This window comes from Limnohabitans sp. TEGF002 (assembly GCF_055395845.1).
In genome coordinates, this window is the sequence record NZ_AP029224.1 from 2,407,326 (window position 1) to 2,430,463 (window position 23,138).

25 protein-coding genes are annotated in these 23,138 nt (G+C 60.8%); 11 read left to right on the plus strand and 14 right to left on the minus strand.

What is annotated here, in order from left to right; all coding sequences use genetic code 11:
- Positions 1-9: 9 nt before the first annotated feature.
- The 5 genes from ACZ5SR_RS11960 to ACZ5SR_RS11980 all read right to left on the minus strand — a co-directional run bounded on the left by ACZ5SR_RS11960 (position 10) and on the right by ACZ5SR_RS11980 (position 5,007).
- The gene (locus ACZ5SR_RS11960; RefSeq protein WP_464448887.1) at positions 10-1,203 is read right to left on the minus strand and encodes a mandelate racemase/muconate lactonizing enzyme family protein; all 1,194 of its coding nucleotides are present in this window, start codon (positions 1,201-1,203) and stop codon (positions 10-12) included.
- 87 nt (positions 1,204-1,290) lie between these two features.
- On the minus strand, positions 1,291-2,298 hold the full coding sequence (locus tag ACZ5SR_RS11965; protein ID WP_089954359.1) for a TRAP transporter substrate-binding protein: 1,008 nt from the start codon (positions 2,296-2,298) through the stop codon (positions 1,291-1,293).
- Between the two features lie 38 nt (positions 2,299-2,336).
- On the minus strand, positions 2,337-3,635 hold the full coding sequence (locus ACZ5SR_RS11970; protein ID WP_464448888.1) for a TRAP transporter large permease subunit: 1,299 nt from the start codon (positions 3,633-3,635) through the stop codon (positions 2,337-2,339).
- Positions 3,632-4,213, minus strand: coding sequence for a TRAP transporter small permease (locus tag ACZ5SR_RS11975; protein ID WP_464448889.1), 582 nt, complete (start codon positions 4,211-4,213; stop codon positions 3,632-3,634). Before ACZ5SR_RS11975 ends, ACZ5SR_RS11970 begins: the two co-directional genes overlap by 4 nt.
- A 14-nt stretch (positions 4,214-4,227) precedes the next feature.
- Positions 4,228-5,007 carry a FadR/GntR family transcriptional regulator gene (locus tag ACZ5SR_RS11980; protein WP_464448890.1) on the minus strand — a complete coding sequence of 260 codons (780 nt, stop codon included), beginning with the start codon at positions 5,005-5,007 and terminating at the stop codon, positions 4,228-4,230.
- 194 nt (positions 5,008-5,201) lie between these two features.
- Here ACZ5SR_RS11980 and ACZ5SR_RS11985 point away from each other — a divergent pair, with 194 nt between their 5' ends.
- Together ACZ5SR_RS11985 and denD are read left to right on the plus strand one after the other, a co-directional pair.
- Positions 5,202-6,938 carry an IlvD/Edd family dehydratase gene (locus ACZ5SR_RS11985; protein WP_464448891.1) on the plus strand — a complete coding sequence of 579 codons (1,737 nt, stop codon included), beginning with the start codon at positions 5,202-5,204 and terminating at the stop codon, positions 6,936-6,938.
- Between the two features lie 16 nt (positions 6,939-6,954).
- A complete protein-coding gene (gene denD, locus ACZ5SR_RS11990) occupies positions 6,955-7,959 on the plus strand; it encodes a D-erythronate dehydrogenase (RefSeq protein WP_464448892.1) in 1,005 nt (334 codons plus the stop codon).
- Between the two features lie 68 nt (positions 7,960-8,027).
- On the opposite strand, the gene ACZ5SR_RS11995 is transcribed toward denD, so the two are convergent.
- Positions 8,028-9,308 (minus strand): type III PLP-dependent enzyme domain-containing protein, encoded by a 1,281-nt coding sequence (locus ACZ5SR_RS11995; RefSeq protein ID WP_464448893.1) that lies wholly within the window; start codon positions 9,306-9,308, stop codon positions 8,028-8,030.
- An 81-nt stretch (positions 9,309-9,389) separates the two neighbouring features.
- On the opposite strand from ACZ5SR_RS11995, the gene ACZ5SR_RS12000 reads away from it, so the two are divergent.
- The 3 genes from ACZ5SR_RS12000 to ACZ5SR_RS12010 are packed head-to-tail and all read left to right on the plus strand — an operon-like array spanning position 9,390 to position 11,919.
- The gene (locus ACZ5SR_RS12000) at positions 9,390-10,340 is read left to right on the plus strand and encodes a sugar kinase (RefSeq protein ID WP_464448894.1); all 951 of its coding nucleotides are present in this window, start codon (positions 9,390-9,392) and stop codon (positions 10,338-10,340) included.
- Entirely contained in the window at positions 10,337-11,227 is an 891-nt protein-coding gene (locus tag ACZ5SR_RS12005) for a 2-dehydro-3-deoxygalactonokinase (protein ID WP_464448895.1), read from the plus strand. Before ACZ5SR_RS12000 ends, ACZ5SR_RS12005 begins: the two co-directional genes overlap by 4 nt.
- A 50-nt stretch (positions 11,228-11,277) precedes the next feature.
- The gene (locus ACZ5SR_RS12010) at positions 11,278-11,919 is read left to right on the plus strand and encodes a 2-dehydro-3-deoxy-6-phosphogalactonate aldolase (protein ID WP_464448896.1); all 642 of its coding nucleotides are present in this window, start codon (positions 11,278-11,280) and stop codon (positions 11,917-11,919) included.
- Positions 11,920-11,961: 42 nt separating this feature from the next.
- Here ACZ5SR_RS12010 and ACZ5SR_RS12015 read toward each other — a convergent pair whose 3' ends face one another.
- The 4 genes from ACZ5SR_RS12015 to ACZ5SR_RS12030 are packed head-to-tail and all read right to left on the minus strand — an operon-like array spanning position 11,962 to position 14,908.
- Positions 11,962-12,843, minus strand: coding sequence for a pirin family protein (locus ACZ5SR_RS12015; protein WP_464448897.1), 882 nt, complete (start codon positions 12,841-12,843; stop codon positions 11,962-11,964).
- Positions 12,844-12,887: 44 nt separating this feature from the next.
- The gene (locus ACZ5SR_RS12020; RefSeq protein WP_464448898.1) at positions 12,888-13,640 is read right to left on the minus strand and encodes a tRNA-uridine aminocarboxypropyltransferase; all 753 of its coding nucleotides are present in this window, start codon (positions 13,638-13,640) and stop codon (positions 12,888-12,890) included.
- 15 nt (positions 13,641-13,655) lie between these two features.
- Positions 13,656-14,534 carry a PA4780 family RIO1-like protein kinase gene (locus tag ACZ5SR_RS12025; RefSeq protein WP_464448899.1) on the minus strand — a complete coding sequence of 293 codons (879 nt, stop codon included), beginning with the start codon at positions 14,532-14,534 and terminating at the stop codon, positions 13,656-13,658.
- Entirely contained in the window at positions 14,531-14,908 is a 378-nt protein-coding gene (locus tag ACZ5SR_RS12030; protein ID WP_464448900.1) for a VOC family protein, read from the minus strand. Before ACZ5SR_RS12030 ends, ACZ5SR_RS12025 begins: the two co-directional genes overlap by 4 nt.
- Before the next feature lie 200 nt (positions 14,909-15,108).
- On the opposite strand from ACZ5SR_RS12030, the gene ACZ5SR_RS12035 reads away from it, so the two are divergent.
- The 4 genes from ACZ5SR_RS12035 to ACZ5SR_RS12050 all read left to right on the plus strand — a co-directional run bounded on the left by ACZ5SR_RS12035 (position 15,109) and on the right by ACZ5SR_RS12050 (position 17,630).
- Positions 15,109-15,903: an SDR family NAD(P)-dependent oxidoreductase gene (locus ACZ5SR_RS12035; RefSeq protein WP_464448901.1), complete on the plus strand. Its 795-nt coding sequence runs from the start codon at positions 15,109-15,111 to the stop codon at positions 15,901-15,903.
- Positions 15,904-15,917: 14 nt separating this feature from the next.
- A complete protein-coding gene (locus tag ACZ5SR_RS12040; RefSeq protein ID WP_464448902.1) occupies positions 15,918-16,490 on the plus strand; it encodes a PaaI family thioesterase in 573 nt (190 codons plus the stop codon).
- Positions 16,487-16,885 (plus strand): lactoylglutathione lyase, encoded by a 399-nt coding sequence (gloA, locus tag ACZ5SR_RS12045; protein WP_464448903.1) that lies wholly within the window; start codon positions 16,487-16,489, stop codon positions 16,883-16,885. The genes ACZ5SR_RS12040 and gloA overlap by 4 nt, the downstream gene beginning before the upstream one ends.
- Before the next feature lie 67 nt (positions 16,886-16,952).
- Positions 16,953-17,630, plus strand: a complete 678-nt coding sequence (locus tag ACZ5SR_RS12050; RefSeq protein ID WP_464448904.1) for an SDR family oxidoreductase — start codon at positions 16,953-16,955, stop codon at positions 17,628-17,630.
- Between the two features lie 168 nt (positions 17,631-17,798).
- On the opposite strand, the gene eda is transcribed toward ACZ5SR_RS12050, so the two are convergent.
- The 3 genes from eda to ACZ5SR_RS12065 form a co-directional block, all read right to left on the minus strand.
- Entirely contained in the window at positions 17,799-18,458 is a 660-nt protein-coding gene (gene eda / locus ACZ5SR_RS12055) for a bifunctional 4-hydroxy-2-oxoglutarate aldolase/2-dehydro-3-deoxy-phosphogluconate aldolase (RefSeq protein WP_464448905.1), read from the minus strand.
- Positions 18,449-20,290, minus strand: a complete 1,842-nt coding sequence (gene edd / locus ACZ5SR_RS12060; RefSeq protein ID WP_464448906.1) for a phosphogluconate dehydratase — start codon at positions 20,288-20,290, stop codon at positions 18,449-18,451. The genes eda and edd overlap by 10 nt, the downstream gene beginning before the upstream one ends.
- 169 nt (positions 20,291-20,459) lie before the next feature.
- Positions 20,460-20,681: a hypothetical protein gene (locus ACZ5SR_RS12065; RefSeq protein WP_464448907.1), complete on the minus strand. Its 222-nt coding sequence runs from the start codon at positions 20,679-20,681 to the stop codon at positions 20,460-20,462.
- Between the two features lie 51 nt (positions 20,682-20,732).
- On the opposite strand from ACZ5SR_RS12065, the gene ACZ5SR_RS12070 reads away from it, so the two are divergent.
- Both ACZ5SR_RS12070 and pdxH read left to right on the plus strand, forming a co-directional pair.
- Positions 20,733-21,347: a gamma-glutamylcyclotransferase gene (locus ACZ5SR_RS12070; protein WP_464448908.1), complete on the plus strand. Its 615-nt coding sequence runs from the start codon at positions 20,733-20,735 to the stop codon at positions 21,345-21,347.
- Positions 21,348-21,418: 71 nt separating this feature from the next.
- A complete protein-coding gene (gene pdxH, locus ACZ5SR_RS12075; protein ID WP_464448909.1) occupies positions 21,419-22,051 on the plus strand; it encodes a pyridoxamine 5'-phosphate oxidase in 633 nt (210 codons plus the stop codon).
- A gap of 34 nt (positions 22,052-22,085) precedes the next feature.
- Here the strand turns inward: pdxH and ACZ5SR_RS12080 are convergent, their stop codons facing one another.
- Complete coding sequence (locus tag ACZ5SR_RS12080; protein WP_464448910.1) at positions 22,086-23,111, minus strand: LacI family DNA-binding transcriptional regulator; 1,026 nt, start codon at positions 23,109-23,111, stop codon at positions 22,086-22,088.
- Between the last annotated feature and the right edge of the window lie 27 nt (positions 23,112-23,138).

The window sequence follows — 23,138 nt, forward strand, 5'->3', positions numbered from 1 at the left end:
CAGGCCCACTCAGCGGCTGATGCGAGCCACCGCATCGGCCCGCTTGTGCAAATCGGGTAACAGCTCCAAACCCAGGCCCGGCTTGTCATTCAGGCTGATCATGCCGTTTTTGACCTGCGGCAACTCGGTCACCAGCTCCTTGTACCAACCGCTGTAAAAGGCCCGCACGCTTTCTTGGATGAGTGCATTGGGCGCGTGCAGCGACAAATGCGTGGACGCGGCCCACACCACCGGCCCGGTGCAGTCGTGCGGAGCGACGGGCAGCTGCCAGGCGTCGGCCATGGCGGCAATCTTGCGCGCTTCGGTCAGGCCACCGCACCAGCTCAAATCGAGCATGGCGACGCCCGCCACACCGGTTTGCAAATAGTCCTTGAAACCCCATTTGTAGCTCAGCGTTTCGCTCGCACAAATCAGCGCCTTGCAGTCCACCGCGTACTGCTTGAGCAAATCGAGGCTGTCCATGCGGATCGCGTCCTCGTGCCAGAAGGTGTCGAACTCTTGCAAGGCGCGTGAGATCTTTTGCGCCATGGGCAAGCGCCACAGACTGTGGAACTCCACCATGATGTCCATCTTGTCGCCTACCGCCTTGCGGATCTTGCGGAAGGGCTCCAGTGCCGTGTTCAGGTCTTGTGGGCTGATGTACTGGCCGTGGGACTTTTCAGCGGCCACATCAAAAGGCCAGATCTTCATGCCGGTGATGCCTTCGCTCAAAAGAGACTCGGCCACCTCGTCGGCGCGATGCAAAAAGCCTTGCAGGTCTTCGTAAGGCCCCGCGTTGTTACCCAACCCCCAATTGCTGCTGGTCTGGTTCACGTTGCTGCGGATGTATTGGTAACCCGCGCAGGTGTTGTAGACGCGGATTTCGTCTCGGCTTTTGCCGCCCAAAGCGGTGTAGACCGGCATGCCAGCGGCCTTGCCAAAAATGTCCCACAGCGCAATGTCCACCGCCGAGTTACCGCGTGTCTCGACACCGGACCCACGCCAGCCCAAGTAGCCCGTGATGTCGCGCTGGCGCGATTCGATGGCCAGCGGGTCTTGCCCCACGAGTTTGGGTGCGACCCACTCGTGCAAGTAAGCCTCGACCGCTTGCGCGCCCATGAAGGTTTCGCCCAAGCCCACCAAGCCTTCATCGGTGTGCAGACGCACCCAGATGATGTTGGGAAATTCACCCAGGCGGATGGTTTCGAGTTGCGTGATTTTCATGGCAGCACCCTTTTCGGTCGTTAAAAAAGCCCCACAGCGGACGGCTGTGGAGCTTGGTGGTTCAGCAAAAAAGCTGAGTACGAGGGATCAACCGCCGCGTGACTTCTTCAACTCGTCTTGCACCACCTTGATCGCGTCGGCACCGATCGAGTCCTTGTGCTTGTCGTACACCGAAGCCACTTTGGCACGGATGCGGTTTTGCTCGGCTGCGCTCACCTCGTTGACCTGCATGCCCTTGGTCTTCAGGCTGGCCAAAGATTTTTCGTTCAAAGCGCGGTTGGCCGCACGTTGCACTTTCTGACCTTCCATGGCCGCTTCACGCAGCACGGCTTGCTCTTGTGGGTTGAGTTGGTCCCAAAGCTTCTTGCTGTACAAAATCAAGAACGGGGTGTAAGCGTGGCGTGTCACGCTCAGGTACTTTTGCACTTCGTTGAACTTGGAAGTTTCAATGGTCACAAAGGGGTTTTCCTGGCCGTCGATGGTCTTGGTTTCCAAGGCGGTGAACACCTCGCCAAAGGCCATGGGGACAGCGTTGGTGCCCAGGGTCTTGAAAGTGTCCAAGAAGATGTTGTTCTGCATCACGCGAACTTTCACACCATCGAAGTCTTCCAGCTTGGTCACCGGACGCTTGCTGTTGGTCAGGTTACGGAAACCGTTTTCCCAATACGCCAGGTTCACCAGGCCAGCGGCTTCGAGCTTGGCATTGAAGTACTTGCCCGCTGCACCGTCTAACACCGCGTCGGCTTCTTTCTCGTTGGCAAACAAGAAAGGCAGGTCGAACACACCCAGCTCTTTGATGATGCCCACCAGCGGCGAGCTGGAGGTGCAGACCATCTCTTGGGTGCCTGCACGCAAAGCTTGGGTAGCTGGCAAATCGCCGCCCGCAGCACCGCCCCAGAAGGCGGTGATCTTCATCTTGCCACCGGTTTTGGCCGCCAGCACTTCTTGCATTTTCTTGACGCCCACGCCCACCGGGTGGTCTTCGTTCACACCGTTGGTGAACTTGATGTTGCGGTCGGCAAACTGCGCCATGGCGCTCGATGCCACCAGGAATGTGCCCGCGATCAGGGTCACCAAATTTCTGCGTTTCAACATGACTGTCTCCTTTTAAAAATACTCACAGGGTTAAAAAATCATCTCAGCATCCATTTCATCGGCTCGATGACGATGGACGGGAAAGCAATCAACAAGGCCAGCACAGCCAGCTGCGCCCACAAGAAAGGCAAGACACCTTTGAAAGCCGTGTCCATGTTGATCTTGGCCACGCCACACACCACGTTGAGCACGGTGCCCACGGGCGGGGTGATCAAACCGATGGCATTGTTCATGATGAACAACACACCAAAATAAACCGGATCGATACCCGCCTTGATGACCAAGGGCATCAAAACGGGTGTGAGGATGAGCACGGTGGGTGTGAAGTCGAGCGCGGTGCCGACCACCACCACCAAGAGCATGAGCACAACCATGAGCAAAGTCTTGTTGCCCATCAGCGGCTCCATCATGCGGGCCACTTCGGCCGGGATGTTGGCAACGGTGATGAGCCAAGCGCTGACCATGGCCGCAGCCACCAAAAACATGATGACCGAAGTGGTCTTGCCTGCCGCCAGCGTCAAGCTGTACAACTTGGACCACTGCAATTCTCGGTAGACAAAAGCGCCCACCACAAAGCTGTAAACCGCCGCCACCACCGCTGCCTCGGTTGGGGTGAACACGCCAAACTTCATGCCGCCGATGATGAAAACCGGCAAGCCCAGCGCCAAGATGCCTTCACGGGTGGCTTTGAGCTTGTCTGCCAGGTTCATGCGAGGTGCGGGTTGCACGTTCTCGCGCTTGGCCAACCACCACCAGGTCAGGCCAATGGCCACGCCCATCAAAATGCCAGGCACGATACCGGCCAAGAACAATTTGGTGATGGACACGTTGGCCGCCACACCAAAGATGATGAAACCAATCGACGGCGGAATCACCGGCGCGATGATGCCGCCCGAGGCAATCAAACCCGCCGAGCGGCCCACGTTGTAGCCTGCCCGCTTCATCATCGGGATCAGCAAGGCCGCCAGCGCCGCGGTGTCGGCCACGGCAGAGCCCGAGAGCGAAGCCATGATGACCGCAGCCATCACGGCCACATAACCCAGACCACCCCTGAAATGCCCAACCCAGGCCATGGCCAAAGTCACGATGCGGCGGCTCAAACCACCCGCGTTCATGAATTCACCCGCCAACAAGAAGAACGGTACTGCAAGCAAAGGGAAGTTGTCCGCGCCATCCACAAAGCGCTGCGCCAAGATCTGACTGTCAAAGGCATTGATCATGCCGTTGCTGGCCATGTAGGCCATCAAACTCAGGCCACACACCAACAAGGCATAGGCAATCGGCATGCCCAGGGCCATGGCCCCGAGCAAGCTCAAGACAAACACGGCGATGGTCATGCGCGGCCTCGCTCTTCTGAATGGGTTGGCATGGGCGAGCCCGTTTTGGACGTCAACTCATCCAGCACCACCGCGTCCTCCGTTTCGACCACCATCACCAAGTCCTCTTCCTTCAGTTGACCGGTCAGCAGCAAGCGAAGCTGGTTGAGGTTCATGATCCCCATGACCCCTGCCGTGACATAACCGATGCCATAAATCCAGATCATGGAAATACCGACCACCACCGAGATGTTGGTGACTTGCAGTTCGTGCATTTTCCAGGTGCCCCAAAAGAACAGCGCGTTACAGCCGAGCATCATCACTTCACTTAAAAAGAAACACAGCTTCTTGCCGCCTAGAGACAAACGCCGCACCAGCGTGTCCACCCCCAAGTGGCCTTTTTCACGCATGGCCACCATGGCCCCAAGGTAGGTCAGCCAAATGAAGCAGTAGCGCGACATCTCGTCCGAGATGGAAATACCCGAGTTAAAACCATAGCGCAGCACCACGTTGCCAAAGACCATGATGACCATGGCCACCAGGCAGGCCACGACAAGAAACTCCAGCAGTTTGAAAAAAGCGTTGATGGTGGTTTGCATGGGTGTCTTACAGCTCAGGCCGCTTCCTTCATGGCCTGATTTTTAGGCCGGTTTTTTGATTTGATGGGGGTGGCCGCACCCGAAACCACAGGCAACTTGCGGCGCGAGGCCAGCACCTGTTCAATGTCCTGCCGTGCCCCCTCGATCAAGACAATGACGGCCCGCTCGGCTTTGGCCGGATTGCGGGCGATCACAGCGTTGAGTACCGCGCGGTGCAAAGGCAAAGAGGTCTTGGTGCCATCCTGAATGCGAGTAGAAATCTCGAAACTGGTGCGCAGCAAGGCATTGAGCGCCTTGCTCATTTGTATCAACATGCGGTTGTGCGAGGCCTGTAGCAAACCCTCGTGAAAACGCAGATCGTGTGTGACGTAATCGCCCCCCTCTTCCACCGCGAGCTTCATGCCGGCGTAGGCAGCCTCAATGCGGGCAATGTCTTCGGGCGTGGCCCGCTCGGCAGCCAGGCGCACAGCAGCAGGCTCCACCACACGGCGCAGTTCCTGCAGGTCTTTCAAAAACTCGGGCGTCAGGCCGCAGCGGGCCTGCCAGGCCACCACATCAGGGTCAAACCAGTTCCAGTGCGCATCGGGCATCACACGGGTGCCCACCTTGGGGCCCGTGGACAGCAAGCCCTTGGCCACCAGCGATTTGATGGCTTCACGCACCACGGTGCGGCTCACACCCAGCTCTTCACACAAAATCGGCTCGGGCGGCAAACTCGCGCCCACGGCATAGCGACCAGACAAGATGGCATGACCCAATAAATCAAGAGAATTTTTGTGGAAATTGTTGCTCATGTCGGTGCGGCGATCGGACGCCTATCATATGATGATTGAATGCCCGAGACAGACTCTGGTAAACCCTAGGCCGAGTCGTCTTGGCGTCAAGGGTTTGCCCCATGTCACTGGCTTTACAAAGCCTGCTTGTTTTTCTATCGTCATACGATAGGATTTTCAGGATTCACGATTCACTCCCAAACTGGACACGCACCATGAGCGATACACCTCGTAAAAAACCCGAAGACCTGCGCAGCCAACAGTGGTTTGGGCGCCAAGACCGCGACGGTTTTGCCTACCGCAGCTGGGTCAAGGGCAAAGGTGTGCCGCATGACCAGTTCGACGGTCGACCCGTCATCGGCATCTGCAACACCTTCAGCGAACTCACGCCTTGCAACTCGCACTTCCGCACCTTGGCCGAACAGGTCAAGATCGGTGTGTACGAGGCCGGTGGTTTCCCATTGGAATTTCCCGTGATGTCTTTGGGCGAAACGCTGTTGCGCCCCACCGCCATGCTGTACCGCAACTTGGCATCCATGGACGTGGAAGAGAGCATCCGCGGCAACCCGATCGACGGTGTGGTGCTGCTCATGGGCTGCGACAAAACGACGCCATCCTTGCTGATGGGCGCTTCCAGCGTGGGCCTGCCCACCATTGGCGTGTCGGGCGGCCCCATGCTGAACGGCAAATGGCGCGGCCAAGAGTTGGGCTCGGGCACCGGCGTGTGGAGCATGAGCGAGCAAGTGCGCGCAGGCACGCTCAAGCTGGCCGACTTCTTTGAAGCCGAGAGCTGCATGCACCGCAGCCATGGCCACTGCATGACCATGGGCACAGCCAGCACCATGGCCAGCATGGTCGAGGCCCTGGGCGTTGGCCTGCCCGGCAACGCCACTTATCCTGCAGTAGACGGCCGCCGCAATGTCTTGGCACGCGATGCAGGTCGCCGCATTGTTGAAATGGTGCACACCGACCAGACCATCAGCAAGGTGCTGACGCGCGAAGCCTTTGAAAACGCCATCCGCACGCTGGCCGCCATTGGCGGCTCGACCAACGCAGTGATCCACCTGATCGCGATTGCCGGCCGCTTGGGTCTGAAGCTCACCGTCGACGACTTCGAGCGCTTGGGCAGCGAACTGCCTTGCCTGTTGAATTTGCAACCCTCAGGTGACCACCTGATGGAAGACTTTTGCTATGCAGGTGGCTTGCCCGTGATCATGAAAGAGATCGAGCACCTGCTGCACAAAGACATCATCACCGTGACCGGTAAAAGCGTGAGCGAGAACATCGCGGGCGCCGTCAACTACGACCCGCGTGTGATCAAAACCTTCGACGCCCCTTTCAAAGAAAAAGCGGGTATCGCCATCTTGCGCGGCAACTTGGCCCCGCGTGGCGCGGTCATCAAACCCAGCGCGGCCACCCCAGCACTGATGGTGCACACCGGGCGCGCCGTGGTGTTTGAGGACAGCAACGACTTTCACAAACGCATCGACGACGAGAGCTTGGATGTGGACGAGAACTGCATTTTGGTGCTCAAAAACTGCGGCCCCAAGGGCTACCCCGGCATGGCAGAGGTGGGCAATATGCCGCTGCCGCCCAAGGTGCTGCGAAAAGGCATCACCGACATGGTGCGCATCTCCGACGCCCGCATGAGCGGCACCGCCTATGGCACCGTGGTGCTGCACACCACACCCGAAGCGGCAGCGGGTGGCCCTCTGGCCGTGGTTCAAAACGGCGACATGATCGAGCTGAACGTGCCTGAGCGCAAACTGCAACTGCTCATCAGCGACGAAGAGCTGGCCAAGCGCTTGTCCCTTTGGGAAAAGCCCGCCCCCGCCATGAACTCGGGCTATTGGAAGCTCTACATTGACCATGTGCTGCAAGCCGACGAAGGCGCAGACATGGACTTTTTGGTCGGCCAACGCGGCTCGGCCGTGCCCAAAGACAACCATTGATTTGCAAGGAAAAACCATGCGTATTTTGATCACCGGCGGTGCCGGATTTTTGGGCGCACGACTGGCCCGCGAGATTTTGAAAAAGGGCCAACTCAACGGCCAGACCGTGACGGAATTGGTCATTGCCGACCTCTTCCCAGCACCGGCCGACCTGCTGGCAGACCCCCGCGTCAAAGGCCACGCTGGCCCCATGCTGGAGCAAGGCGACTTGTTCAAGAGCGGATTTGACGGCGTGTTCCATTTGGCGTCTGCCGTGTCGGGCGAGTGCGAACTCGACTTTGACCTGGGCCTGCGCTCCAACGTGGACAGCTCACGTCTGTTGCTCGACAGCATCCGGGCTTCAGGCAAAGCCTCGCGCTTGGTGTTTGCCAGCTCGGTCGCGGTGTTCGGCCCCGATACGGCCAACCCCATGCCTGCGCTGGTGGCCGATACCACCTTGCCCACGCCGCAAACGTCGTACGGCACGCACAAACTGATGATCGAGTACATGGTGGCCGACTACACCCGCAAGGGCTACATCGACGGCCGCGCCGCACGCCTGATGACGGTGGCCGTGCGCCCCGGCAAACCCAATGGCGCAGCGTCCTCGTTTTTCAGCGGCATCATCCGCGAGCCGCTGGCAGGTACCGCCACCACCTGCCCGGTGGATGCCCATGTGTCGCACCCCATTTCTTCGCCGGGCAACACCGTGCATGGCTTGATCACCGTGTTCGAGGCCAGCCGCGAAGCCTTTGGTGGCCGCATGGCGCTGAACCTGCCGGGTCTGAATGTGAAGGTCAGTGACATGCTGGCAGCCCTTGAAAAAGTGGCTGGCCCTGCCGCCCGCGCCCGCGTGACTTTCCAGAAAGACGAACGCATCGCCGCGATCGTGGACAACTGGGCCAAGGGCTGCACCTTTGAGCGTGCACATGCTCTGGGTCTCAGAGCCGATGCCAGCTACGAGGCGATCATTGAGCAGTACATCGAGGACTGCAAAACCCGTCCGGGCTACCCGGCCGAGGCTTTGAACGGTTTGAAGTGAGCTTTAAAAAAGGCCGCCACGCGAATGCTGCGTGGCGGCCTTTTTTCGTTTGATCAAGGGTTGAAGATTTAAAAATGCGTGCTGATCGCCCCGCTGATGCGCCCATCGTCTTCCATGATCGCCATCCAACGCCATTTGTCAAAAGTGGTGCAGGGGTGAGAAATCCCCAGGGCCACCCGGTCGCCCACTTGCGGCCAGACACCTTCGGGGTCAAACACCATGTGGGCGTGCTGGTCGCTGAGCGCCTTGACTTTCCAAGACTCGGGCGCGGCCTGCAGGGCACCCTCACCACGTTGACCGCGTGCCGCCCAGCGCACCGGCATGGGCATGCACTGGTCAAACGACAGATCACGCCGGCCCGCCGTCAAAATGGCCAGCCCCGGCTCGGGCACCGACTGCACCTTGGCCCACACTTCCAGCGCGGGCTGCAGCGAGGCGCTCAAGCCCTCACGCGCTTCGACCAACTTCAGGTAACGGGCGTAGTTCCAGTGGTCGTGCGTGACGTAACAGCCCGAGCGCAACACGCCTTGGACCGGACGGCTTTGCACCTGCAGTTTCAACATTGGAATCACCAAATCGAACACAGCCGAGCCGCCTGCCGACAACAAGACCTCCTCACCGCCCCACAGGTTCTGCGCATCGATCTGCTGCACCAGTGCCTGCACACTGCGCATGAGAGCGCTCACGGCCTCCATGTCATGGGCACTGTCGCATTGGCCCAGCCCACCTTCGTAGCACTCCACGCCGCCCAGGCGCACCACGCCCGATTCAGCCATGGCCTGAGCCAAAGCCAGGGCCTGTTCGTGCGTGCGGCAGCCGGTGCGGTAACCGGCAATGCCCAGCTCGAGCAAAACATCCCAACAGCGGGTGTTGCCACGGCGCTGGCCCCAATCAACCAACACAGCGAGTTGCGCCAAAGAATCCACCAAAAACCAGACACGCGCTTGCGGGTGCTGACGCAACAAAAAATCCAGCCCATCCAGATCGGCATCACACACCAACTGATTGGCAATGATGGCGCGCTGCGCCCCCGCAGCCAGTCCCACGCGCAGCTGGTGCACATTGGCAAAGGTCATGCCCCAAGCGCCCGCCTGCAACTGCATGCGAAACAATTCGGGCGACATGGTGGTCTTGCCGTGCGGTGCCAGGGCCACGCCTTTGCGCTGCACAAAGTCTTGCATCCAGGCCAGGTTGTGCGCAAGCGCCGGGCGGCGCAGCACGGCCACGGGGTAGGCCAGTGCATCGTGAAGCAGGTTCCAGCCACGCGCCCCCAACTGCGAGATCGCGCAGGGCTCGGCCGCCAAGGGAAAACCTTTGCAAGACCCATTCAGTACAAAATCGTGTTCCATGTCTCTGTGCTCCGTTCATCACGTGACCCGTTTCACGCTGATTCTCCCACCACGAACTGAATCAATTCTGCTTTGACTCATATGACACGCCTCTCCAAAACCCTCGACATCGTCGCCTTGGGCGAAGCCATGGTCGAGTTCAACCAAACGCAGGCAGACCCACCGCTGTACCTGCAAGGCTTTGGCGGTGACACCAGCAACGCCGCCATCGCCGCAGCGCGTGCGGGTGCCCGCGTGGCTTACCTGAGCCGGCTAGGAAAGGACCGCTGGGGCGAGTGCCTCATGGACTTGTGGCAGCGCGAAAACGTGAACGTCAAGGCCGTGATGCGCGATGCGCAAGCGCCCACCGGCATGTACTTTGTGAGCCATGATGCGCAAGGCCACCACTTCAGCTACGCGCGCGCCGGGTCGGCGGCCAGTCGCATGCAGCCGCAAGACGTGGCGCATTGGCAGGACGCCATCGCCAGCAGCCAATGGCTGCACCTGTCGGGCATCTCACTGGCGATCTCAAGCTCGGCCTGTGACACGGCGTTTGCAGCCATGCAGCACGCCCGCAGCGTGGGCACGCGTGTGGCGCTGGATTCCAATTTGCGCCTGTCGCTCTGGCCACTGGACCGGGCGCAGGCCTGTATCCGCCATGCCGCCAGTCTGTGCGATGTGTTTTTGCCCAGCTTCGAAGACATGACCGCGCTCACGGGGCTCACGCAAGCAAAAGACATCATCCAATGGAGCCATGCCCAAGGCGCAGCGCAAGTGGTGCTCAAGTTGGGGACCGATGGCGCGCTGGCCAGCGATGGCCAAACCCAGCGCACCGTCAAGGGTCACACAGTACAAGCGGTCGACGCCACAGGCGCAGGAGATTGTTTTGCGGGCAACCTGCTGGCTCGGCTTGCAGCAGGTGACAGCCTGTGGGACGCCACCGCCTACGCCAACGCCGCAGCGGCTTTGTCGGTGCAAGGCTATGGGGCCGTAGCCCCACTACCCCGGCACGATGAAGTGCTGAACCTTTTGACGAAAGCACACACCCCATGAGACCCTTGATCGCGATCGACTGGGGCACCTCTTCACTGCGGGGTGCACTGCTGGGCACCACCGGTCAGGTGCTGGAATCGCGCGAATTTGCGCGGGGCATCCTGACGGTGCCTTCGGGCCAATTTGAAGCATTGTTCCATGAACACTTTGGCGACTGGATGCAAGCGCCCAATGCGCTGTGCCTGATTTCGGGCATGGCCGGCAGCCGCCAGGGTTGGCAAGAAGCACCTTACTGCCCCTGCCCCGCAGGCTTTGCCGAATTGGGCCAGCACCTGCTGTGGCTGCAGCCTGGGCGCATCGCTCTGGTGCCGGGCCTGAGCTGCCTGGGCCAAGACGCCCTGCACACGCCCGATGTGATGCGCGGCGAAGAAGTTCAAATTTTTGGTGCACTGCAACTGGCTGGACGCGACATCGCCACCCTGGTGCTGCCGGGCACGCACAGCAAATGGGTGCAGGTGCAAGGTGGCAGCGTCACGCATTTCCAGACCTTCATGACCGGCGAGGTCTATGCTTTGCTGACTCAACAATCCATCTTGGCCAAGACCCTCGATTTGAACGGCGCCTTCGATGAAGCGGCCTTTGTGCAAGGCGTGGACCAAAGCCAGACCGCGGGCAGCGTGCTGAACAAGCTGTTTGCCGTGCGCACGCTGGGGCTGTTTGAGCGCATGAGCGCAGCGGCTTTGCCCAGCTACCTGTCGGGCCTGCTGATTGGTGAAGAGCTGCGCACACAAACCGTCCATGTCGATTCGGCTCCTGTGATCTTGATCGGCAGCAACGCCCTCACCCAGCGCTACACATTGGCCCTGCAACACTTGGGCATCGCCTGCGAAAGCCGGGGGGCCGAAGCCACCTGGGCGGGCTTGTTTGCGCTGGCATCGGCATGCTGACCCACTGAAACGCCATCGCGGCGAGGGCGCCGCTCCTACACAAAACCACCATGACATCGACGAACACACCCGCCCAGACACTGGCGCAAGCCATGACCCAGCTGCCCTTGATCGCCATTTTGCGCGGCCTCACGCCTGCCGAAGCCCCGGCCATCGGCCTGGCACTGGTAGCCAGTGGCTTTGCCATGATCGAAGTGCCGCTCAACTCGCCCGAGCCTTTGCAAAGCATCGCCGCTTTGGCGGCACAGTTTCCGCAAACGCTGATCGGGGCAGGCACCGTGCTGAACGCCCAACAAGTCAAAGACGTCCACGCCGCTGGCGGCCGTTTGGTCGTGGCCCCCAATTTCAACTCGGCGGTGGTGGCTCAAGCCCTGGCACTGAACATGGTGGTGCTGCCCGGTGTGGCCACGCCCACCGAAGCCTTTGCCGCGCTCGACGCAGGTGCGCACGGGCTCAAGCTGTTCCCGGCCGAGATGATTTCACCGGCCACCGTCAAAGCGATGCGTGCCGTGCTGCCCCCAAACGCTGCCCTGATGCCCGTGGGCGGCATCACACCCGACAACATGGCCGCTTACCGCGCCGCAGGCGCTTCGGGTTTTGGATTGGGATCGGCTTTGTATGCGTCAGGGCGCAGCGCCGATCAGGTGCAAGCAGCAGCGCAGAAATTTGTGCAAGCTTTCAAGAGCTTGTGAAACCGAGCCCACCGCCTCCATCGACCTGAGCCCACATGGTCGTCAGCCCATCTGGGCCGATTCTCCCAAGCGCCCGTCCCTGAAATCCGCCAGCGCTTGGTAAATCTCTTCTTTGGTGTTCATCACAAACGGCCCGTATTGCACGATCGGCTGCTTGAGCGGCTGGCCCGCCACCAGAATCAATTTGGCGTCAGCGCTGGCCTCGATCACCGCACCATCGGACTGGGGTGTATTCGCCAAAATGGCCATACGCTGCACAGGCACGGTCTGGCCACCGATGCGGACTTCGCCTCGATAAACATAGATGAAAGCGTTGTGGCCTGCTGGCAGCACTTGCTCAAAACGTGTGCCCTGCGGCATGTGCACATCCAGATAAACCGGCTGCGTGATCTCACGGGTCACGGCACCTTGCACGCCATGGCTGGCACCGGCAATCACCGTCACCTGCACGCCCTCGGGCGTGCTCAGTTGTGGCAACTGCGCGTTTTGGAAGTCGCGGTACCAAGGGGCGTTCATCTTCTCGCTGCTGTGGAGGTTCAGCCACAACTGAAAGCCCTCCATCACGCCTTGGTCTTGCTGCGGAATTTCGGAGTGGATCACGCCCTTGCCTGCGGTCATCCATTGCACGCCGCCGTTTTGCAACAGGCCTTCGTTGCCCGCGCTGTCGCGGTGCAGCATTCGCCCGGCGATCATGTAGGTCACGGTTTCAAAGCCCCGGTGTGGGTGGTCCGGAAATCCCGCGATGTAATCGTCGGGTTGGTCGCTGCCAAAAGCGTCCAGCATCAAAAACGGGTCCAAGCGGTGCTGCAAGTCTTGGGTGAGGATGCGGCTGAGCTTGACGCCTGCGCCGTCGGACGTGGCCTGGCCCGTGACGAGGCGCTCCACTGTGCGGGGCAGCTTGACGGTGTATAGGGTGTTGGACACGGGGGCTCCTTGTGCAAGTTCGGGGGCTTGGGTTCCGGGCGGCTTCAGGCCGACTTCAAACCCCGCCATTTTGAATGCACTGCGCCGTCCAGATCGGGTGGCAGCTGGTGCTTGGATTGCAGGTAGTGGTGGGTGTACACCTCAAGCCAAGACTGTAAGGTGTGGGCGGCATGGGTTTCACCGGCCAGATCGAGGCACAACGATGCCACTTCGCTGGTGCAAAAATGGTCATCGCGGCGCGAGCGGCGCAGCTTGTAATTTGACATCTGCTCAGGGTGCAAACTCAGCACCGGGAGCTTGTCCAGATAGGGGCTTTTGCGGAACATCTTGCGCGCTTCGGGCCAGGTGGCGTCCAGCAAGATGAACAAGACTCGCTTGCCCACATCGGGGGTCTGAACCGTGCGCACCACCCGCTCAGGATCCACAAAATCCCCCGGAAAGACCAGCACCGGCTGCCACTGCGGATCGGCCAGCAGCGCCAGCAAGGCGGGGTCCACCTCGGTGCGGGCCCAACCAAACGCAAAGGTGTCGGGCACCACATCGGCAATCAGCCACCCGGTGTTGCTGGGTTTGAGGGGCTCGATGTCGGCCATCAGCAAACACACGCCCGCATGGGTCGGCACCACGGACCTCAAGCCGCACAGGCAGTGGCTGGGCACCAGGCGGCAACCCGGGCAGCGCTCGCCCTTGATGCCGCCCCGAGCTAAAAAAGGTTTGGCGCTGCGGGCCAGCCGAGCGGCGCGCAGACGCGACACGGCGTGGGGCGTTGGGGCCAACTCAGGCTGGGTCAAACGCATTGGCTTGGCCAAGCCTCAAACCGCCGTGGCCATGCGAAAACGTCGCGCGGCTTCTTCGTCGCGCGCGTCGTCGATTTCTCGCAACACCGCCTGCATGTCCACATCGGCCGTCGAGCGCTCGAAGCGGCCCGTCAGCGGCGTCTCGTTGCTCAGCAATCCCGCTTGGTACAGGCTCCAGATTTCGGGGCCGTATTCGGTCTTCAGCAAGGCGGGCGCGAACTGCCCAAAAAAATCCCGCAAATTGCCCACATCGCGCAGCAGCATGCGCTGAGCGTGGTTGTTGCCTGCGGCATCCACGGCCTGCGGCAAGTCGATGATGACCGGCTCATCCACGCCGGGCTGGTCGCCCTCACCCGCGATGTGGGCCAGCAAGATGTTGAACTCCGACAAATCGCCATGCACCACACCCGCGCACAACATGCGCACCACCTCGTTGATCAAGGTTGCGTGGTGCTGCAAAGCTTGTTCGGGCGTGAAGGCCACATCGTTCAGGCGCTGAGCCGCGTCGCCATGGACGTCGGTCACCAGCTCCATGAGCAGCACGCCGTCAAAAAAGTTAAACGGTTTGGGCACACGCACGCCCGCAGCGGCCAGACGGTACAGCGCATCCACCTCGGCACTTTGCCAAGCGGCTTCTTGCTCTTGCCTGCCGAACTTGCTGCCCTTGGCCATGGCGCGCGCTGAACGCGAGTTTTTGACCTTGCGGTTTTCGGTGTAGTCCACCGCTTGGCGAAAACTGCGGTGCGTGGCTTCTTTGTAGATCTTGGCGCAGCGGGTCTCGTCCCCGCAGCGCACCACAAACACCATGGCCTCTTTGCCGCTCATGAGCTGGCGCACAACGGTGTCAATCAGCCCCTCTTCCACGAGGGTCTGCAGACGCGGGGGAGCCTTCATCCAGGGCGATGCAAAACGCAGATTTTGTGGCCGTCCGGGTCACGCAAATACGCCAAGAACAACTTACCCGCCGGACCTTCGCGCCAGCCTGGGGGGTCTTCGCAGGTCACACCGCCGTTGGCAACACCTGCGGCGTGGAAGGCTTCAGCCTGCTCTGCCGAAGTGGCTTTGAAGCCGTAAGTGGTACCGTTGCCCACGCTGGCGGCTTCGCCATTGATGGGCGTGGTGATGCCAAAGGTGCCAGTGGGGCTGCGGTAAAAGTAGCGCTTGTTATTGGCCACACCCGGAGCGATGCCCAAGGTGCCCAAGACGGCATCGTAGAAATTTTTAGAGGCTTCGAGATCTTTCACCCCGACCATGACATGGCTGAACATTGCGTGCTCCTGAAGTACCCGAAATTGGGCGTTTTTAAATTACAACCCATGTTACTTGATGCACAGGCGGCTTGCATGGCTTGGGCAGTGTCGTAGAAAAGCTCTAAAAAAATCAAGTTCGGCCTGTGCGTGACACATCGCATGAAATGACTGTGGCAGCATGACAGGCTTGAGTGCAAACCATTCTAGGAGTCCAAGCCATGCACCTTTCCAACCACTTGTCTTTCGGCCTGCAAGGCCGTGTTGTCATCGTTACCGGTGCAGCCAATGGCATAGGCGAGGCCTGCGCTCGCCGCTTTGCGGCTGAAGGGTCCCATGTGGTGCTGTCCGATGTGAACAGCGAGCGCGGCGCCACTGTGGCCGCAGAACTGCGCAGCGAAGGCCACAGCGCTGGCTTTATGGTTTGCGACGTCTCGCGCAAGGCCGATGTCGACGCCTTGGTGGACCATGTGCTGCAGGCCTTTGGCCGCGTCGACGTGCTGGTCAACAACGCGGGCATCTTCAAGGCTGCTGATTTTCTGGATGTGACCGAAGAAGACTTCGACGCCGTCATCAACGTGAACATCAAGGGCTCATTTTTGATGGGCCAGGCCGCCGCCCGCGCCATGAAAAGCACTGGGGGCGGCTCGATCGTCAACATGAGCTCCGTGAACGCCGTGCTGGCCATCCCCAACATCGCCAGCTACAACGTGAGCAAAGGCGGCATCAACCAGCTGACGCGCGCCATGTCTTTGGCGCTCGCTGACTTCGGCATCCGCGTGAACGCGGTGGCCCCGGGCACGATTGCCACCGAGTTGGCGCGCCAAGCCGTGCTGACCAGCGAAGCGGCCGAGAAAAAAATCATGATGCGCACACCCATGAAACGCTTGGGCGAGCCTGACGAAGTCGCCAAGGTGGTGGCGTTTTTGGCCAGCGATGCGGCAAGCTACATCACCGGCGAGATCGTCACTGTTGACGGCGGCCGCATGGCGCTTAATTACACCGTGCCTGTTTGAAGAAGACCCATTTTGTGAACCCCTCTCTATCTACATCCCCCTCTTTACTCGACACTTGGTTGGCCCAAGAGCAAGTGGTGCGCCTGCGCCTGGATGCAGGCGCAGGTCCCGGTGTGGCCCGACCCGACCAAGTGGCTGGCAAAACCGGCCTGGAAGTCATGCAAGGCTTGCTCAGCGGCGAGCTGCCCTACGCCAGCATCGCCAAGACGCTGGACTTCACTCTGATGGAAGTCAGCGCAGGCCAAGCCATTTTTCAAGGTGCGCCGGGGTTGAACCACATGAACCCACTGGGCACCGTGCACGGCGGCTGGTTTGCCACCTTGCTCGACTCCGCCCTGGGCTGCGCAGTGCACACCATGATGCCGCCGGGGCGCGGCTACACCACGGCCGACCTGAGCGTCAAATTGGTCAAAGCCCTCACCCCCAAAGTGCAGCGTGTACGGGCCATTGGCCAGGTGGTGCACTGTGGCCGCCAGTTAGCCACCGCTGAAGCCCGACTGGTGGGGCCTGATGGCACCCTCTACGCCCATGCCAGTACGGCTTGCCTGGTTTTTGACATGCCTTCACCCACAGGAAATAAACCATGAGACTTCTTCACACCATGCTGCGCGTGGGCAACCTTCAACGCTCGATCGACTTTTACACCAACGTGATGGGCATGACCCTTTTGCGCACCTCTGAAAACCCAGAGTACAAATACTCTCTGGCGTTTGTGGGTTATGGCAACAACCCCGACCACGCCGAGCTGGAGTTGACCTACAACTGGGGCACGGAAAGTTACGACATGGGCACGGCCTACGGCCACATCGCCCTGGGCGTGCCCGATGCCTATGCCGCATGCGAGAAAATCCGCGCCAATGGCGGCAACGTCACACGGGAAGCCGGCCCCGTCAAAGGCGGCAGCACGGTGATCGCATTCGTGACCGACCCCGATGGCTACAAGGTTGAGCTGATCCAGCGTCCGCAATACGCGAACCTCTGAGTCCACCACCCGCCTTGTGCAGGCAGCGGCATCCCTTCTTCCTGCGTTCATTTTCAGGAGCATCCACATGATCAACTTGTCTGGCCAACGCATCCTGGTGACCCAGGCCCAAGACTTCATGGGCCCGGCCTTGTGCGCCATGTTGGCGCAATGTGGCGCCGAGGTCATCGCGGACGAACGCTTGCTCACCGCCCCACAAGACGCACAGGCCATGGTCGATGTGGCAGGGCCGCTCGACGCCCTCGTCATCAACCTGGCGCTGCCTGCGCCGTCCACACCCGTCACGCAAATCGACGAGTCCGAATGGCGACAGGTGTTTGAAGTCATGGTCGACCCACTGCCCCGCCTGGTGCGGGCGGTGGTGCCCGGAATGAAGGCCCGAGGCGGCGGCAAGATCGTGGTGATGGGCAGTGCCTCGGCCCTGCGCGGCATGAAGCGGGCCGCCAGCTACAGCGCCGCTCGTGGCGCTCAACTGGCCTATGTGCAGGCCGCAGGCGTGGAGCTGGCGCCCGACAACATCCAGCTCAATGCGGTGGCGCAGAACTTTGTGGACAACCCCACCTACTTCCCGCCCGAGGTGCAAGCCAACCCGCGTTTTCAGGAACGTTTGAAACGCGAGGTGCCGCTGGGCCGCCTGGTCAAGGCCGAAGAGGACGCCAGCTTTGTGGCCTACCTGTGCAGCGACGCGGCCAGCTGCTTTGTGGGGCAGGTGTTCCCGATGTCGGGGGGCTGGGCAGTGCGCTGAGCCCATGTGAAGCGTCACACAACAACTCCAGAACTCCACGACATGGATGGCCTTTGCGCTTTCCCTGTAAGAGCCCAGATCCTGGGCGATGCTGTGTCACCAGCGTCGTGTTAATGAAGATCGCCCGAAACCGGGTTCGTACAAAACACTTGGTTGAGCTGGCTGAAATCACTTGGGGAGTTGCGAAGCTTCACGCGCCAGCTTTTCAATGCGCGCCCAGTCGCCTTGGGCCAGCGCATCGGCGGGCACCAACCATGAGCCGCCCACGCAGGCCACGTTGGGCTGGCTCAAGAACTCAGATGCATTGCCCGAGGTGACGCCGCCCGTGGGGCAGAACTTCACATCAAAAAATGGACCGCTCCAAGCCTTGAGCATGGCGGGGCCACCCGCCTGCATGGCCGGGAAAAACTTGAGCTCGGTGTAGCCGTCTTCTTGCGCCATCATGATTTCGCTGCCGGTGGCCACGCCGGGCAAGAGCGATAAACCGTGGTCGCGGCAAGCCTGCCCCACAGTTTTGGTGTAACCAGGGCTGACCGCAAAACGGGCACCCGCTTTGGCAGCGGCGGCCGCATCAGCCGCGCTGCGCACGGTGCCCGCACCGACCACGGCACCAGGCACTTCTTTGGCAATGGCTTCCATGCAAGCCAGCGCCTGCGGGGTGCGCAGCGTGACTTCGAGCATGCGGATACCGCCAGCCAGCAAGGCACGGGCCATGGGCACGGCGTGGGCCACGTCGTGGAGCACGATCACAGGGATCACCGGGGCGTCCTGCATGACTTGCAGGGCGGTCAATGGAGCATTCAGATTCAGATTCAGATTCACAGCCATGTGCAGGCTCCTTCTTCGGCTTTGAGCGCATTGCGGCGCATGTTGGCAAACAGTTCACGGCCCATGCCCACGCCGTTGGCGGCGCAAAGCTCAGCGGGCATGTGGGCGAGAGGGCGAGTGGCCCATTCGGACTCGCTCACCAGCACTTGCAAGGTGCCCTTCACGCCGTCGAGGCGGATCAGGTCGCCGTCCAACACCTTGGCCAGCGGGCCACCGGCTGCGGCTTCGGGCGAGACGTGGATGGCTGCAGGCACTTTGCCCGAGGCACCGCTCATGCGGCCATCGGTGACGAGTGCCACCTTGAAACCCTTGCCTTGCAGCACGGCCAGCGGCGGTGTGAGCTTGTGCAACTCGGGCATGCCGTTGGCTTGTGGGCCTTGCCAGCGCACCACGCAGACGACATCTCGGTCCAGCTCGCCCGCCTTGAAGGCATGCTGCAATTCGTCTTGCGAATTGAACACACGTGCCGGCGCTTCGATCACATGCAAGGCTTCAGGCACGGCCGAAATTTTGATCACGCTGCGGCCCAGATTGCCTTGCAACAACTTGAGGCCACCCGAGGTGCTGAACGGGCTGGAGGCAGGGCGCACCACGGTGTCGTCTTTGCTGGTACCGGCTTCTTGCCACACCAGTTGGCCATTTTGGGCGGACGGGATGCGGGTGAATTCACGCAGACCCCCGGCGCGCACCGTCAGCACATCAGCGTGCATCAACCCGGCGTCGAGCAGCTCGCGTACAACATAACCGGGGCCACCTGCGGCCTGGAACTGGTTCACATCGGCGCTGCCGTTGGGGTAGACGCGAGCCAGCAAGGGAACCACATCCGACAAGGCTGAGAAGTCGTCCCAGTCGATCACGATGCCCGCCGCACGCGCCACCGCCACCCAGTGGATCAGGTGGTTGGTCGAGCCGCCGGTGGCCAGCAAAGCGACCATGGCATTCACAATGCAGCGCTCGTCCACCAGCCGACCAATGGGCGTGAAGTTTTTGGCCTTGACCAAATCGAGCACGGTACGGGCCGCTTCGCGGGTCAGCTCTTGGCGCACACCCTCGCCTGGGTTGATGAAGGCCGTACCCGGCACATGCAGGCCCATGGCTTCGAGCAGCATCTGGTTGCTGTTAGCCGTGCCATAAAAGGTGCAAGTGCCTTCGCCGTGATAAGCCGCCGATTCGGCTTCGAGCAGTTCGGGGCGGCCGACCAGACCTTGAGCAGCTTGTTCGCGCACCTTGGATTTTTCGTTGTTCGACAAGCCGCTGGTCATGGGCCCTGCGGGCACAAACACGGTCGGCAAATGGCCGAACTGCAGCGCACCAATCAACAGCCCCGGAACGATCTTGTCGCACACGCCCAGCATCAGGGTCGCATCAAACACGTCGTGGCTGAGCGAGACGGCGGTGGCCATGGCGATCACGTCGCGACTGAACAAACTCAGCTCCATGCCCGGCGTGCCTTGCGTGACGCCATCGCACATGGCGGGCACGCCACCGGCCACTTGGGCCGTAGCACCCAGTTTGCGGGCCTCGTCTTTGATGAGGTCGGGGTAATGCTGCAGCGGGGCGTGGGCCGAGAGCAGGTCGTTGTAAGCGTTGACGATCCCAATATTGGGTGCGCGTGGGGCCACGACTTTGATCTTGTCCAGGGCGGTGGCTCGGCCCTTGTCGGCTTCGGGCATGGCGGCAAAGGCGTGGGCCACGTTGGCGCAGCCCAAACGCTGGGCACCGGGGTCTTGGCCAGCTGCCGCGTTCACCTGCGCCAAATAGGCCTGGCGGGATGGACGGCTGCGCTCGGTGATGCGGGCGGTCACAGCGGCCAAAATCGGATGGATTGTCATGTTTTAACGCCAGGGCTGGCGTGGTAACTAAATTACATGACCGATGGTAACCGGGTTCAACTGTTTTGGTGCGTTCAATGCGTTACAGAAGCGGTACAACTCGCCAGTGCTGGATGGGAGACGTAAAAAAACCCGCCGAAGCGGGTTTTTTGCGAGGGCCACTGAAGTCTCACTTGGCGGCAGATGCCTCGGCGGCGGCAGGCGCTGCAGAGGCGTCTGCTGCGGGCGCAGAGGCCTCGGCTGCAGGAGCGGTGACAGCGGCAGGTGCAGCAGGCGCTGCTTTTTTGCTCTTGGCAATGCCAAAGCCAATCGCCAGGCCAACGGCCAGCACGATCACGGCCACCAAAACGGCCCAAACTACGGGTTGATTGTCATCTTGAGGGGTCGACATATTGGTTTTCTCCGAAAATAGTGGCCAGATTGTAATGGGGCCCGATTGCACATGACTGACACACCCGCCGATGCGCCAACCGTGAGCCTGGCCGAAGGCCGTGCCACGGGATTTCAAGGTGCTTTGCTCGACCGGTTCCGGGCGCAAACAGCGGGTCGGGATTTGTGGGTGTTTGGCTACGCCTCCCTTTTATGGCGACCTGAATTCGAGGCGCAAGAGCAGCACATCAGCCGCGTCTGGGGCTGGCACCGAGCCTTGAAAATGTGGAGCCGCCTGAACCGGGGCAGCCCCGAGTGCCCGGGCCTGGTGTTTGCCTTGTTGCCAGGCGGCAGTTGCCAGGGCGTGGTCTACCGGGTCGCCAAGGACCAGGCCGACGAGGTGCTGGTGAGGCTGTGGGAACGGGAAATGCCCATGGACGTCTACACCCCCAGCTGGCTGCCTTGCAACACACCCCAAGGCCCTGTGCAGGCCTTGGCTTTTACGCTGCCACGCAGCAGCCCCAGCTTCACCGGGCACTTAACTGCCGAAACCTACCGACACATTTTTCAGCAGGCCTGCGGGCGCTTTGGCACCACGCTGGACTATGCCCGCCAAACCTACAACAGTCTGCGGGCCCATGGCATCGAAGACCGGGCGCTGGCCGCCTTGCTGCGCCACGCCGACTAAAACACATCCCTGCCTTGGGTCGATCTGGCCCACGCGGCCCACCGTACACAGCGCCTGCCTATACTTGCTGCATGAACATCGCCGACCTGCGCAAGAGCTACGAAAAAGCCGAGCTCAACGAAAACGCCTCCCACGCCGACCCCTTGCAGCAATTTGCCCAATGGTTGCAAGAGGCCATCGCCGCTGAAGTGCCCGAACCGAACGCCATGACGCTGGCCACCGTGGCCAGCAACTTGCGCCCCAGCACACGCGTGGTGCTGATCAAGGGGTATGACGAGCGAGGCATCGTCTGGTACACGAACTACGACAGCCGCAAGGGTCAGGAACTGGCGGGTAACCCGTTTGCGGCGCTGCAGTTTCACTGGGTCGAGCTCGAGCGCGTGGTGCGCATCGAGGGCCGAGTGGAAAAGGTCAGCGACGCGGAAAGCGACGCCTACTTTCACAGCCGCCCACTCGATTCGCGCATCGGCGCGTGGGCCTCTCCGCAAAGCCAGGTGATCGATGGACGGACGGTGCTGGTGACCAACGCCGCCAAATACGCGGCGCAGTTCATGCTGCAGCCCCCTCGCCCACCGCACTGGGGCGGTTACCGACTGGTGCCCGACAACTGGCAATTCTGGCAAGGACGCAAAAGCCGTCTACACGACCGACTGCGTTACACCCAAGAGGCTAGCGGATGGCTGCGCGAGCGATTGGCACCTTAGGGCGTTCTCCCCCACACACAACCCCATCACGTGTCTACCAGGGATTGGCGCGTGATTTTCGGGGCGCTGCTGTGCTACCGCGAATCACCAACTCAAATGGCAAAAGCGATTGATCGGCGATAACCTCACCGGAAATTGCAGACAACATGGATTTGGCCGCCATCCGACCCAAGTCCTGGGTCGGCAAACTCACGGTCGTCAGTCCAGGGTTGATCGCTTGGGCAATCTCAAGGTTGTCAATCCCACAAATTGACAAATCCACGGGAATGTTCAGGCCCATGCGCTGAGCTTCCAGCAATGCGCCCACTGCCAACAGGTCGTTGCCGCAAAAAATGGCCGTAGGTTTGTGCCGCCCACGCAAAAGCTGACGCAAACCGAGACGCCCACCTTCAAGATTAAAAGCCTGCTCGGTGACCCAAGCGGCTGGCAAGGAAAGTCCTGCTTGTGCGAGTGATTTGCGCACACCATCCACACGGCTGCGTGCCCGATCGTTGTGGGTGGTAAAACCTGAAATCACACCAATGCGTCGATGCCCAAGTTCCAGCAAATGCGAAGCAGCCATTTGAGCCGCCCCCTCGTTATCAAAGCCCAGCGAAGGAAGACGCGGATCACATGACCAGGTGAGCAATGTGGGCTTGCGCCAGTCGCTCAAAGCCTTCCAAAGACGGGGGGCATGGTCGGTGCCAACCAAGACCAAAGAATCCACACCGCGCTGCTGCAGTGCACGCACCAATTCAAACTCAGCGACAGGATCGTATTCATGGCTGGCCACCAACAACTGATAGCCCGCCTGCGCCAAAGTGGTCTGCATCGCCTGCGTGCTGCGGGCAAAAATGGCGTGATCCAGTGTCGGTATGACACATCCAACGGTGTGCGTACGACCAGACGCCAGCGCACGGGCAGCCGCATCAGGTTGGTAATCAAGTTGGCGGACTGCCGCCATCACTTGTTCTTGAGTGCGCGTTCTCACCACATCGGGTCTGCTGAGCACGCGTGAAACGGTCGCGGTAGAAACGCCCGCCAAACGAGCGACTTCCTCAATGGTGATGCGGTGTTTCATGGAAATAGCATGCCATAAGAAACCCGC